Source organism: Nitrosopumilus sp., from assembly GCF_025699255.1.
Lineage (GTDB): Archaea > Thermoproteota > Nitrososphaeria > Nitrososphaerales > Nitrosopumilaceae > Nitrosopumilus.
Map to the genome: position 1 here is coordinate 108,915 of NZ_JAILWA010000001.1, position 13,449 is coordinate 122,363.

General features: G+C 32.6%; 14 protein-coding genes. 5 read left to right on the forward strand and 9 right to left on the reverse strand.

Annotated elements, in window-relative coordinates:
* Positions 1-7: 7 nt before the first annotated feature.
* Together K5781_RS00780 and K5781_RS00785 are read left to right on the forward strand one after the other, a co-directional pair.
* Positions 8-1,075, forward strand: coding sequence for a HAMP domain-containing sensor histidine kinase (locus tag K5781_RS00780; RefSeq protein WP_297439748.1), 1,068 nt, complete (start codon positions 8-10; stop codon positions 1,073-1,075).
* A 120-nt stretch (positions 1,076-1,195) separates the two neighbouring features.
* The gene (locus tag K5781_RS00785; RefSeq protein WP_297439749.1) at positions 1,196-2,149 is read left to right on the forward strand and encodes an SHOCT domain-containing protein; all 954 of its coding nucleotides are present in this window, start codon (positions 1,196-1,198) and stop codon (positions 2,147-2,149) included.
* Here the strand turns inward: K5781_RS00785 and K5781_RS00790 are convergent.
* The 7 genes from K5781_RS00790 to aspS form a co-directional block, all read right to left on the reverse strand.
* The gene (locus K5781_RS00790) at positions 2,141-3,499 is read right to left on the reverse strand and encodes a pyridoxal phosphate-dependent aminotransferase (protein ID WP_297439750.1); all 1,359 of its coding nucleotides are present in this window, start codon (positions 3,497-3,499) and stop codon (positions 2,141-2,143) included. The two genes, K5781_RS00785 and K5781_RS00790, sit on opposite strands and share 9 nt — an antisense overlap.
* Before the next feature lie 70 nt (positions 3,500-3,569).
* Positions 3,570-5,495 carry an AMP-binding protein gene (locus K5781_RS00795; RefSeq protein WP_297439751.1) on the reverse strand — a complete coding sequence of 642 codons (1,926 nt, stop codon included), beginning with the start codon at positions 5,493-5,495 and terminating at the stop codon, positions 3,570-3,572.
* 41 nt (positions 5,496-5,536) lie between these two features.
* The gene (locus K5781_RS00800; protein ID WP_366847863.1) at positions 5,537-5,800 is read right to left on the reverse strand and encodes a hypothetical protein; all 264 of its coding nucleotides are present in this window, start codon (positions 5,798-5,800) and stop codon (positions 5,537-5,539) included.
* Positions 5,800-7,206 (reverse strand): Asp-tRNA(Asn)/Glu-tRNA(Gln) amidotransferase subunit GatB, encoded by a 1,407-nt coding sequence (gene gatB / locus K5781_RS00805; RefSeq protein WP_297439754.1) that lies wholly within the window; start codon positions 7,204-7,206, stop codon positions 5,800-5,802. Before gatB ends, K5781_RS00800 begins: the two co-directional genes overlap by 1 nt.
* Positions 7,203-8,648, reverse strand: coding sequence for an Asp-tRNA(Asn)/Glu-tRNA(Gln) amidotransferase subunit GatA (gene gatA / locus K5781_RS00810; protein ID WP_297439755.1), 1,446 nt, complete (start codon positions 8,646-8,648; stop codon positions 7,203-7,205). The genes gatB and gatA overlap by 4 nt, the downstream gene beginning before the upstream one ends.
* Positions 8,645-8,914, reverse strand: a complete 270-nt coding sequence (locus tag K5781_RS00815; RefSeq protein ID WP_297439756.1) for a hypothetical protein — start codon at positions 8,912-8,914, stop codon at positions 8,645-8,647. Before K5781_RS00815 ends, gatA begins: the two co-directional genes overlap by 4 nt.
* Positions 8,915-8,923: 9 nt before the next feature.
* Positions 8,924-10,234, reverse strand: coding sequence for an aspartate--tRNA(Asn) ligase (aspS, locus tag K5781_RS00820; RefSeq protein ID WP_297439758.1), 1,311 nt, complete (start codon positions 10,232-10,234; stop codon positions 8,924-8,926).
* A gap of 124 nt (positions 10,235-10,358) precedes the next feature.
* On the opposite strand from aspS, the gene K5781_RS00825 reads away from it, so the two are divergent.
* From K5781_RS00825 to K5781_RS00835, 3 genes are read left to right on the forward strand one after another with little or no spacing between them, the layout of a single operon-like run.
* On the forward strand, positions 10,359-10,538 hold the full coding sequence (locus K5781_RS00825) for a hypothetical protein (protein WP_297439759.1): 180 nt from the start codon (positions 10,359-10,361) through the stop codon (positions 10,536-10,538).
* A 38-nt stretch (positions 10,539-10,576) separates the two neighbouring features.
* A complete protein-coding gene (locus tag K5781_RS00830; RefSeq protein ID WP_297439760.1) occupies positions 10,577-10,786 on the forward strand; it encodes a hypothetical protein in 210 nt (69 codons plus the stop codon).
* A 25-nt stretch (positions 10,787-10,811) separates the two neighbouring features.
* Positions 10,812-11,837 carry a formate--phosphoribosylaminoimidazolecarboxamide ligase gene (locus K5781_RS00835; RefSeq protein ID WP_297439761.1) on the forward strand — a complete coding sequence of 342 codons (1,026 nt, stop codon included), beginning with the start codon at positions 10,812-10,814 and terminating at the stop codon, positions 11,835-11,837.
* 12 nt (positions 11,838-11,849) lie between these two features.
* Here the strand turns inward: K5781_RS00835 and phnE are convergent, their stop codons facing one another.
* The gene (phnE, locus tag K5781_RS00840) at positions 11,850-12,635 is read right to left on the reverse strand and encodes a phosphonate ABC transporter, permease protein PhnE (RefSeq protein ID WP_297439762.1); all 786 of its coding nucleotides are present in this window, start codon (positions 12,633-12,635) and stop codon (positions 11,850-11,852) included.
* Positions 12,625-13,383 (reverse strand): ATP-binding cassette domain-containing protein, encoded by a 759-nt coding sequence (locus tag K5781_RS00845; RefSeq protein ID WP_297439763.1) that lies wholly within the window; start codon positions 13,381-13,383, stop codon positions 12,625-12,627. Before K5781_RS00845 ends, phnE begins: the two co-directional genes overlap by 11 nt.
* Positions 13,384-13,449 lie beyond the last annotated feature (66 nt).

Here is a 13,449-nt window from a genome sequence, read left to right on the forward strand (position 1 = left end):
ATACTAAATGCTTCCAATAAAACACACTTTATTTCTAGTATCAGGAGTTTCAAGTTTCATTATATTTTACATGGGAATTGTAAATTTTCTAACTTCAATAGAAGAAAGTACTGGAATGATACTACTAATATTTTCAGTTTTTGTTGCAACTGGAACTTTGCTAGGAACTGTTCATATATCAACTAGCATTACCAAGCCCATTCAAAAATTGGCAAAAAACATGTCAGATTTTTCAAAATCCAATAAAATGTCAGAAGAAAATCAAGTCAAGACAAACGTAAAAGAAATTTTTGAATTAAATGAAAATTTTGTTAGTATGGGAGAAAAAGTAGAAAAAACGATTAACCTGCAAAATGAATATGTACAAAAATTAAAAGATATGGATAGAAAAAAACTAGAGTTTTCATCAATGGTATCTCATGAATTAAAAACACCAATAGTTCCAATTTTAGGATATGTCCAGATGTTACAAAAGAAAAATTTTTTGGGAGAGTTGAATGAAAAACAGACTGATGCAGTAAATGAAATTTATTCATCAACAGTAAAACTGCAAAGATTAGTAGGAGATATACTCACCACACAAAAATTAGATTTAGGTAAACTAGATTTTAATGAAGAAGAACTTGATATTTCAGAACTATTGAATGTAGTGATAAAAGAATTCAAACCAGTTGCAGATACGAAAAACATACAATTGATATCAGATTATAAAGGAAATGAGCATATTTTTACAGATAAAGACAGGATAAATCAAGTGTTTTCAAATTTAGTAAAAAATGCAATAGATTTTGTTTCTGAAAATTCGGGAAAAGTCATAATTGGTGCAAGAAACAACCCAACAAATACAGAATTTTTTGTGCAAGACAATGGACCAGGAATTTCTGCTGAGAATCAAAACGAAGTTTTCAAAAAATTTTATCAAATTGATACATCCACAAGTAGGAAAAGAAGTGGTAGCGGCTTAGGTTTAGCAATATGTAAAGGAATCATTGAAGCATTGGGAGGAAAAATTTGGGTAAACAGTGAAGAAAATATTGAAACTACTTTTTATTTCCAAGTTCCAAAAAACCATTAAAAGTTTCGACACAAAGCCAATCTGAAGCAGAAACCTAAAATTTGCATTTATCTTTTACGTATAAAAAATCTGAATGAATACTACGTGTATCTTAAATGAAAAAATACCCAAAAGATCTTGTTGAGCAGAAGAAGGTATGGGATCTATACTCTTGGTATGTTTGTACTGTTAGGAATGTTTACAAATAATGTATTTGCAGAAGTTGTGGACATTCAAGTAAATAATAAAATATTTGAAATGGGAGACAAAATCGAATTTTCAGGAAAAGTTGAAGAAAAATCTACAGGAATAGTAACAATTGTAATTAGAGATTTTAATGAACAATTTGTTTTACTTTCTCAAGCAACAATAAATTATGATAATACTTTTGAAAAAAGTATGGTTATAGGAAATGAGTTTATAGAATATGACACCTATACAGCTACTGGATTTATTTTAAATATGTCAAAAGGAGTTACGACAGAATTCAAAATTACAGAAGACAATTTACAAGATTATCATCATGAAGATTCAGTTATTATTGAAAACAATGTAGATTCAGAAAATCAAAAAATAATTAATAAGATTATACATGAACCAAAATCAGAAAAACTGGATTTTGTGGATCCTAGCAAAGACCCTATCCATTATATTGAAAGATATTATTCAGAGCCTACGTACAAAAGTTGGTTTAATAGAAATTATCCAGGATGGACTATTGAGGAAGCGGTAGGATACACAGACAATAATCTAGAGATAAAGGAAATCTCAAAAGAAATTACAGATAACAGCATAATTCCAAATGCACAAGCATCATCAATTCTTGAACCCAATCAAGAAATTACAGATAATTCAGACATTGCACAAATTTCATTAGCTGTTGCAGGATTAGGGATATTATTTGGGGCAGTATATGGGATAAAAAGACAAGTGGATGATAATTCAAGGCAAATTTCACTCAACAAAAACACCATCAGAAAAAAATTAATCCGTTCCATAATAGGTTCTAATCCAAAGGAAATTTTGGAAACAAGATTGGCAAAAGGAGAAATATCTTTAGATGAATTTGAGTTGTTGAAATCAAAATTAACTTGATGTAATCATAGAACTTTTTTTGCTATCAAAGTTAGATAAAGTATCTTTTTTTAATTTGTCAAAGAAATCTGCAATCATATCTATTCCTGCAACAACTTTAGGGGCATTCATTTTTACAAATTCTAATTTTTCAGCATTAGATTGAGGTTTGTTTTCAAGGTAATTTTTGTATGTACTAGCACCATCATAATCAACATATGCAATTCTTGCACTAAAATCAGTTCGTTCTAAAACCAAACTATCTCCACCAACAATGGCAGTATGATAAGGATGAACGATAAGGGATTCAGATAATTTTTGGGAAGTAGAAATTCTGGCTTTTTGTAGATCAGTTGCAAACGCGTTAAAATCTGCAAGGAGGTAAAATGTCGCATCAGGTTTTGTAGCCTTTACGCCATCTATTGCACTTAGTGCATGATAAGTATAATCGCCCATAATTTGATGAATATTTCTAGTCGTGACAAAATATTCGTCCATTTCTTTGCTGATTTCAAATCCAGCTACGGCAGCATGTTGAATTGGGGTAGATACTGCAGTATATTCAGTGGCAAGGATTTTTTTGAATTGTGTTTTGAGATCTGCTGCATGTTGAGGAAAAATTACATATCCTAATCTATATCCTCCAGCTGCATGAGATTTGGACAAACCATTTGTGACAAAAGTCCCTTCAGGGTAAATTTTTCCCATACTAGTAAATTTTGAAAAGTCATATGTAGTGAGTGCATAAATTTCATCAGAAATCACAGTGATGTTTTGTTCTCTGCAAACATCTGCAATTTCTTCTAATTCTAATTGATCATATAGTAATCCAGTAGGATTATTGGGATTATTCAAAATCAATATTTTTTGTCGGTCTTGCAATCTTAGTGCAAGACGTCGAAGATCACTAGGAGAAATTTTTTTGTTTGCACGAGTAGGCAACATGTGATAATTTTTTTTCAAAAATCTTATTTGTGGAAGATATCCCAACCATGCAGGAGTTGGCAATATTACAGTTCCATGTAGGATTTCTAAAAGATTGAAAATCAACTCTTTAGTTCCCGGACCTACATAGATTCGTTCAGGAGCTACATCCATCTTGAAATAATATTTGTTATATTTTGAAATTGCATTTCTTAATTCAGGAATTCCAGAAATTGGAGCGTAGGCTCCTTTCTCAACATTTTTGATTAAGGTATTTTGAATTAATTGTGGTACTGGAAATGGGGATTGTCCAAAAGCAAATCCATAGAAACCAAAACTGCATTCAGGATGAGGGCAATTAGAATGAAATTCTTGTAAAAATGTATTTAATTTGAGATTTTCAGGCATCTCAATGTCTTCTACTTGTTGATCAACTACAAATTTCAACTAGTATTGGTAACAAGATTGAAATTATAAGTTAAGCGTAAAATAGTAAATAACAAAAGGTTAGAATAATTCAACTCAATTTTTGAATTTCATCCAAAATAGAAGGATCCTCAAGAGAAGACAAATCTCCCAATTCATTCCCTAGTAATTTTGATTTTAACAATCTGCGCATTATCTTGCCAGTACGTGTTTTAGGAAGATCAGATATCTGAAAAATATATTTGGGTTTTGCCAATTTACCAATTTTTTCTGAAAGATAATTTGATATTTCAGATTTGTTGATTTTTTCAGATTTGTTTTCAGAAACAAAAAAAACTACAATTGCCTCACCTGTAAGATAATCAGGAATAGCAATTGATGCAGCATCAGATATTTTATCATGAGAAATAATAGTTTGTTCTATCTCAGCAGTGCTCATCCTATGACCAGATACATTGATGACATCATCTGTCCTTCCACGCATATACCAAAGATTATCTTTGTCAACGTAAACGTAATCACCATGAAACCAAATATTTTCAAATCTTGACCAGTATGTATCAAAATATTTTTGAGCATCATGTAGTAATCCTCGAGTCATTGCAGGCCAAGGGGATTTGATTACTAAAAACCCATTTTGTTCTCGTACAGAATTTTCATCATCATCAAATACATCTAAGTTCATTCCAGGAACAGGAATACCCACAGTGGATGGTTTTAATTTCATTCCAGGAAAAACAGAAAGCATTGCACCTCCAATCTCAGTTCCACCAGACAGATTCATGATAGGGATTTTTTTGTTTCCGACTTTTTCAAATAGCCACCACCATGAATCTTCATCAAGAGGTTCTCCAGTAGTGGGAATATTTTTGATATTGTTTAGTGAAAATGATTTTAAAGGTTCAATGTTATGTTTTTTAAATAAGCGAACAGCCGTTGGAGATATACCAAAGATGGTTGCCTTATAATCAGATAACATTTTCCAGATTCTATCAGATGTAGGAAAATCCAATCCACCATCATAAATCACTGCGCTTGCTCCCATCATCAATAATCCATAAACATTCCATACTAGTCCTGTAATCCATCCAATATCTGCAGGCCAAAACAAAGTATCCTGTGCCTGAATATCAACAAGATATGCTGCCTGATGACCGGCAAAAACAGAAAATCCACCATGTACATGCACTACGCCTTTAGGTTTTCCAGTAGTTCCAGAGGTATACAAAATAAACAAAGGATCCTCTGAATCCATCACCTCAGTTTTACAAATTTCATTGTGAGACGATACAAGATCATTATAAAAAAGGAATTGTTCAGATTTTTCATATTTGTCAATTCCTTTATAATTAACAACAATAATTTTTTCTACTTGTGTATTCTGTATTGCAGTTTCAACAGATTGTTTTTGTGATACAGGTTTTCCTTTTCTTTGAAACCCATCAGAAATTAAAAGAATTTTTGCATTACAATCTTTTAATCTAATATGTAATGACTCAGAACTATAGCCAGAAAAAATTACAGTTTGAATTGCACCAATTTTAGCAGCTGCTAAAATTGATATTATTGCTTCTTCAATCATCGGCAAATATATTGCAATAACATCGCCTTTTTTCACTCCAAGAGATTTCAAACCATTTGCAAGTTTAGAAACTTTGGAGTTTAATTCCATGTAAGAAATTTGTGATTTTACGCCATCTTCAGATTCAAAATAATAAGCAGTTTTATGAGGAGTCTTACTGGCAAATTTTTCAACAGAAGATTTGTAGATATTTGTTTTTCCATCAACAAACCATTTACTCCAAGGAATTCCTTTTGATATATCCATTATTTTTGAATAGGGGGCATCCCATTCAATACCTATATCTTCGTCTACAGATTTCCAAAACCATTCTAAATTATTTTTTGCTTTTTCAGATAATTCTTCTATTGTAGTTATGTTATGTTTATTCATAAATTTGTAAATATTAGAATCTAGAATTTGACTTCTAGTAGGAACAAATTCAAAAGGAGTCAACAGATGATTTTGTCAATTGGTCAACAGTAAAAAGATTTTTGTCATGAAATATCTAGCCCCAATCTTCTAGCACAGGCTATGGCGGATTTTCCTGTATCTTCATCTATTCCAACATCTAATAATTTTTGAGTCCAACCAGTCTGTAACCCCATTGTGTGTTCCCTGTAATATTCTCGTAAAATTGTGCCTATTTCATCATTTAATTTGCTTCTAGTAGCATCATTCATTCCCGCTTGTAAAATTGTTGCATCAGATGTGGCTAAAATTTTGATAAATTCGATATTTTCAAGAGATAGACGAGTCATCATAATCCAATTTGTTTTTTCAGTAATTCTAATGTTAAAACAGGATCTGCCTTTCCTTTTGTTTTTTGCATCACTTTTCCAACCAAATAATTAATTGTCTGGGGGTTAGATTTTGCTTGCTCTACAGCTTGTGATTCTTCTGTAATAATATTAGATATAATTTCTGATAATTCAGATTCATCAGAAACATTTCCAAGGTCTAGTTCAGAAATTACAGTAGATACAGATTTTCCTGTTTTTAAAATTTCATGTAATGCATTCTTTGATGAATTTCTTGAAACCTTTCCAGATTGTATCGAATCAGCTAATTCCTTTAAATGAGTTGCAGTGAATTTAGAGGATTCACGTTTTTCTCTAGTATCAACTAGCCCCATCAATTCGGTGGTAATGATATTTGCAACCTCTTTTGCATTTGATTCAATATGAGATTCTTCAAATAAATCCGAATAGTATTTGTCAGCAGATAATACTTCAGCAACTTGTGGAGGAATATTATATTTTGAAATATATCTTTCTTTTTTTGAACTAATACTTTCAGGCATTTCAGATTCAAGTTTTTTGTGAATTTCAGAATCCATCTTTATCCAAGGGATATCACCTTCAAGGAAATAACGATAGTCAAGTTCTTCTTCTTTTGAACGAGATGAAACTGTAATTTTTCTCCTATCATCCCAATGCCGAGTCTCCTGAATAATTTCTATTCCTCTTGAATGCAAACTTTCTTGTCTTGTAATTTCAAAATGAGTTGCTTTTTCTAGATCATGAAAAGAGCCAATATTTTTGATTTCAACTTTTTTGCCACCTTCAATTGAAACATTAGCGTCTGCTCTCATTGCCCCTTCTAAACTAGGATCCGCAACTCCAAGATTTGTGAGAATATCAGATAATATGTTGAGAAAATCACGAACTTCTTTAGGGGTTTCAAAGTCAGGCTCTGTAACAATTTCTACCAAAGGAGTGCCTGCACGGTTGTAATCTACAAGAGTAATTTGATTTTTTGATGAATTTCCTTCATAGATTAACCTTCCAGGATCCTCCTCTAATTGAATTCGGGTGATTCGAATTTTTTTATTCCCAATCATTACTGAGCCTTGTCCACCAACACTGGTGTCTCCATAGATATTCAATTGAGTGATTTGAAAATTTTTTGGAGAGTCAGGATAAAAATAATTTTTTCTAAAAAATGCAATTTTTTCCGGTGTTGAGCAATTTAGAGCCATAGCAATTATAGTTGCTTTTTTTACTGCCTCTTGATTTAATCTTGGCAAACTTCCAGGCAATCCCATGCAAATGGGACAAATGTTTTCATTAATTTCAAATTCTCTATAGTTTGCCTTGCATGAACAAAATAATTTGCTGTTTAGGTTAGTTAGCTGGCAGTGAATTTCTAATCCTATCATCGTCATAGCGGAACCTCTGGTAATTGAACAGTTTGTTCTAATGCATATGCTGTTTGCAATAGTAGTTTATCATTCATTGAGTCAGCCATCAATTGAATTCCAATTGGCAACCCATTTGAAATCGAGTATGGAATTGAAATGGCAGGTTTTCCAGTAAGATTTGCAGTAACGGTATTGATATCTACTAAGAACAAGGAGACAGGATCATTAATTTTTTCTCCTATCTTAAATGGAGGCAAAGGAACAGTAGGTGCAATAAGTAAATCAAATCTTTTGAATGCCTCATTGATTTCTTTGGTAAGTTTACTTTTTACTTTTAGTGCTTTTAAGAAATATTTTCCGGCATGGCCTGCTGAAGGAACAAAGCCTCCAATAATCATTCTACGTGTGACTTCAGGTCCAAAATTGCGTCTAGCTTTTGAAATATATGAATTAAACTCATATCCCTCTACTGGGAATTCATAACCATATCTAAGATTATCATATCTTGCAAGATTGCTTCCAGCTTCAGTGGCAGTAATTGTATAATATGCCGCAACAGAATATTTCACCATATCAAGGGAAATTTCCTCACATATAGCTCCCAAGTTTTCTAATTTTGAAATGGCATCTTTTGTTGTAGATAAGACCTCAGGAGATATTCCTTCTCCGATCATCTCCTTAATTATGCCTATTTTTTTACCTTCGATACCAGATTCTATTCCCAAAAGATAATCTTCATTTTTGTTATCAACTGTAGTATTATCATTAGGATCAATTCCTGAAATAATATTTAGTAAAAATGCAGTATCTTTTACAGTTCTGGTAAGAGGTCCAATTTGTTCAATACTGTTTGCATAAGAAATCAGACCATATCTACTAATCAATCCATAAGTTGGTTTGTATCCAACAGTAGAACAAAAGCTGGCAGGATTTCTTACTGAACCTCCAGTATCAGAACCAAGTGATGCAACACATTCAAATGCACTTACAGAAACTGCACTTCCGCCAGATGAACCGCCAGGAACACAATTAACATCCCATGGATTTTTGCTAGGACCATATGCACTAAATTCAGTGGTAAGCCCCATTGCAAATTCATCCATGTTAGCTTTACCAATAAAAACAGCATCTTCAGATTTTAATTTGGAAATTACTGTTGCATCATAAGGAGCAATAAAATTTTCAAGCATTTTAGATGCACAAGTAGTCTTTGAATCTTTGATGCATATGTTATCCTTGATTGAAATTGGCATTCCAAAACATTTGCCAACTTTTTCACCAGATTTAATTTTTTTATCAATTTGTCTGGCTTGAACAACTGCATTGTCATTAACGGACAAAAAAGCATGAAGTTTTGTATCAACTGTTTGGATTTGTTCAAGGGTTTTTGCTATAAAATCTTCTGCAGAAATATTTCCAGTTTGTACTTCTTGCACATACTCAAGGGCAGATATTTTTAGATTCATGAAGACATCTTTGGTGCGCGTACGTATGAACCTCTAAAATGATTTAATTTTTCAATTAGTTTTTCATTAAATGAGATATATTCGTCGGATCTAAGATCATTAATGGAAATTTCAGGCATAGATATTTCTTCAGATTCAACACCTGCAGAATCTAAAATATCAAAATAATCGATCATAGTATGAACTTTATCCACATACTCTTTATGATCATCAATATCTATTCTCATCAATTTTGAAACTTGTTCAATCTCTTCTTCAGTAACCATTCAATCCACCTAAGGTGTAAGTCTGTCAACATCTCTAGGATAAAATGTTGTATCACGAATATTTTCTGTGCCTGTCAATACCATTATCAGCCTCTCAAGACCAATACCACAACCTGCGTGAGGAGGAACGCCATAGTCAAAAGCTCCAAGGTGATATTCAAAAGCATCTGTTTTCATTCCTTTATTTTTCATTCTTTCTTCCAACTCATTTCTTTTTTCAATTCTTGTACTGCCAGAAGATAATTCTAAATCACCATACATCAAGTCAAAAGACTCTGAAACTTTAGGATTGGATTTACTGTCTTTCACATAGAAGGGTTTAGGAGCCAAAGGCCAATCGGTAATAAAATAAAATCCATCTAAACCAATTTTTTTCAAATTAGAAGGATACAGATCATCTCCCCATTCTGTTTTTGCACCTGCCTTTTGCATTTTATCAACTAATTCATCATAAGTATATCTTGGAATACGTTCAGGAATTTCTAGAATAGGAAATTCTGCAGAAGGATTTTCTTTTGAATATTCATTTACAGTTTGAATTGAAACTTTGACAATATCTTCAATTCGATTCATTACATCATTATAATCAACAAAAGCTTCTTCTAGATCGATAGATATTGCTTCGGCCAGATGTCTATTTGTTCTAGAAGGTTCTGCCCTAAAAATAGGAGCAATTTCAAATACTTTTTCAAAACTCATTGTTAGTTGTTCTTTGTACAATTGTGGACTTTGAGCTAAAAATGCTTCTTTGTTATAGTAAAATATTGGAAATAATGCAGCCCCACCTTCAGTAGCTGTTGCAATCATTTTAGGAGTGTTTATTTCTACAAAATTTTCATTTGCAAAATATTCTCTAATGGATTTTAAAACAGAGCTTCGGGTTTTGAAAATATGTTGAAGTACATCACGTCTAAGGTCAATCGGCCTCACCTCAAGTCTTGTGTCAATATTTTTCACAGTTTTTACAGTGGGTTCAAACGGAGGTATTTTTTCCACATCAGAGAAAACGCGCAATTCAGTTGGAACAATTTCATATCCTGCAGGTGCTTTTTCAGATGCTTTGACATTGCCAGTAACTGCAATTGAAGAGTGAGCTTTTAATGAAGAGATTTTTTCACGAATTTCATCAGGACAGTCTCCTTTTTTTGCAACAATTGAAATCTCACCATTTTTGTCTCGAATGGTTCCAAAGCTAATATTTCCATGACCCCGAATAGTTAAAACCCACCCCATGACTGTGACTTTTTGTCCATTCATAGAGGGAGTAATTTCATCAGAATAATGTGATCTACGTAAAGATCCTAGCTCAGTTTCAATCATAATTTACTTTATTCCTCATATCAAGGTGTAATTAATTTTTATACAAAATAGTGAACCTTTGCCTTAATTTTCATAATGCTTATAGCCAGTTAAAATTCCACACAAAAACAAGATGATGATACTGATGGCTCTAGTAATTGCAATGTTTGTGATTGTCGGAGTGTATGTCGGATATCATGCATCACAGCAAGTTGAAGATCAAGGAGAAGCTCACAGCATTAACTTTGAATTAGAATTACTAGAACAAAATACAGAAAACATGCAAATTCTTCATAACCAAGAAATTCGAAAAACAATGATATAAAATATTTAGATTAAATTATACTAGATTATCTAATATTTGTGGCACTAACAGACAAGGAAAAAATCATAGCAATTATTTCAAATGGAATTGCAGTTTTTTCATTGCTTCAGGAAAGAGAAGAATTGCCAAAAAATACAACAATGTACGATTTTGTGCTAAAAGTAATTCCGGCAGACATTAAATCAGAATTAAGTGTAGAATTGATTGATGAGATTTTTCAATATGTTACATCCGCACATAGTTCATAAAGTACAAGAATAAACTGTAATTATAATGACCTCGATTGCAACCTTAGGCTCACACTGTTCTTTACAAGTACTTAAAGGAGCAAAAGACGAAGGTCTCAAAACAATCTTAGTATGTGAAAAAAAACGAGAAAAACTATACAAAAGGTTTCCATTTATTGATGAACTTATCATCGTAGATTCTTTTAAAGAAGTTCTTGATCAAAAATGCCAATCAATTCTTGAAGAAAATAATGCAGTCTTAATTCCTCATGGTACACTAATTGCACAGATGAATTCTAAAGAAATTGAATCAATTAAAACACCAGTATTTGGCAACAAATGGATTCTTAGATGGGAATCAGATAGAGAAATGAAAGAAAAACTGATGAGAGAGGCAAAACTACCAATGCCAAAACCAGTCACAGATCCTAAAGAAATTGAAAAATTAGTAATTGTAAAAAGACAAGGAGCTGCAGGAGGCAAAGGCTACTTTATGGCAGCAAATGAACAAGATTACAATACAAAAAGAAACCAATTGATTTCAGAAGGAATAATTTCAGATGATGAAACACTATACATTCAAGAATATGCTGCAGGAGTTTTAGCTTACTTGACATTTTTTTATTCACCACTAAAAGAAGAGTTAGAATTTTTTGGAGTTGATCAGAGACATGAATCAGACATCGAAGGGTTAGGAAGAATTCCTGCTGAGCAACAATTAAAATCAAACAAAGTACCATCTTTTAACGTCATTGGAAACAGTCCACTTGTTTTACGAGAATCATTATTAGATGAAGTTTATACAATGGGAGAAAATTTTGTAGAGGCAGCTAAAAGAGTCGTATCCCCTGGAATGAATGGGCCATTTTGTATAGAAGGAGTATATGACGAAAATGCAAAATTTACATCCTTTGAATTTTCAGCAAGGATTGTAGCAGGATCAAACATATACATGGACGGTTCTCCATATTACTCATTATTGTTCAACGAGACTATGAGTATGGGAAAACGAATTGCTCGAGAAGTAAAAACGGCTACCAATTCAAATCAATTAGACAAAATTACGACATAAAAATAATCTGTTTTATTTTGCAGTAACTTCCATACCGTGTTGAGATTTTATGATGTATTTATCTCGAATTTTAACACTGGCCCAGTCAATAAACAACACAGTTACCAATACAACTAGCATGAATACAGCAGCTTTTCCATACTCAAAGAATTTGATGTAGTTTATGATATAGAATCCAATTCCCCCTGCACCCACTAATCCAAGAATACTGGTTTGACGTACGTTATAGTCAAACATGTAGAGAATTTGACTTAGTAAATGTGATGCAGATTCAGGAATTACCACATAGCGAATTAGTTGCCATTTTGAGACACCGATGGAACTTACAGCATCCATAGGATCAGAATCAATTGTTTCTATTGCTTCGTATTGAAGTTTCGCAATAAACCCAACGGTATACATTACAATTGCCAAGATGCCTGCAAAAGTACCTAAACCAACCATAATTACAAACAAAATTGCCCATAAAATAGAAGGGAATGTTCTGATGGCTGCAAGCAACGCACGGATTGGTGCATAAACATACTTGCTATTCAAATTTCTTGCTGCAAACATACTAAGAGGCAAAGCAAGGGCAGTACCAACTACAGTTCCAATAAATGCCATTTGAATAGTTTCAAACATCGCCCAAAGTGCAGTAGGAACATACTTTGGTTCTACTAATAGCATCTCTTCAACTACAATTGCAATATTTGGCAATCCTTCTACAAATTCAATAGGATTAGCATCGACATTGTATGATGCAACTACAACAAGTGCTACAATAATTCCAATTACAATATTATTTTTAGGAGTCATCTGAGTACATCTCCATTATTTCTTCAGTATTCAAATCGCCTGTTTGAAAATCAACAATAGTGTCACCTTCAACACCAATTTCTAAAATTTTGTGACCTTCTTTGATAACTGCTACACGATTTGCATATTCTAATGCCAGTTGCATATCATGATGAACCATGATTGCAGTGAGATTCATTCTCTTTTGAGCATCAGCAATCAAATTCATAATTTCTCTGGCAGTAACATGATCTAATTCAGAAACAATTTCATCTGCCAATAAGATAGTGGGTTTTTGCATTAAAGCTCTAGCAATTGCAACTCTACGTTTCTCACCACCACTTAACATGTAGGCCTTTCTTTCTTCTTTCCCAGATAATCCAACAAGAGACAATATTCTTTTTGCCTCTTCAATTTCATGATCAGGGAATTTTTTTAGTAAAGATTGCATAGTGTTTAATCGAGGTAATGCTCCAATCAAAATATTTTCAAGAACAGTACTATTTTTTACCAATCCCAAACTTTGGGGAATGTATCCAATACCATGCATCATTTTTTTGAATTTTTTATTATTCATATTGGGTGTTACATAATCAATTTTGATAGTACCCTTGCTGGGAATCATCATACCGTTCATCAGTTTCAATAAAGTAGATTTTCCTGAACCTGATTGTCCTACAATTGCATAATTTGTGCCTCTATCAATAGAGAGATGGATTCCTTCCAAAGCAAAATTTTTGGAATCATATGAGGTCCAGACATCATTCATTTGAATGATTTTATTTGTTGAAATTAATGAAAAAGAAGGGTTTTGGGTCATCTGAATTTGTTTCAT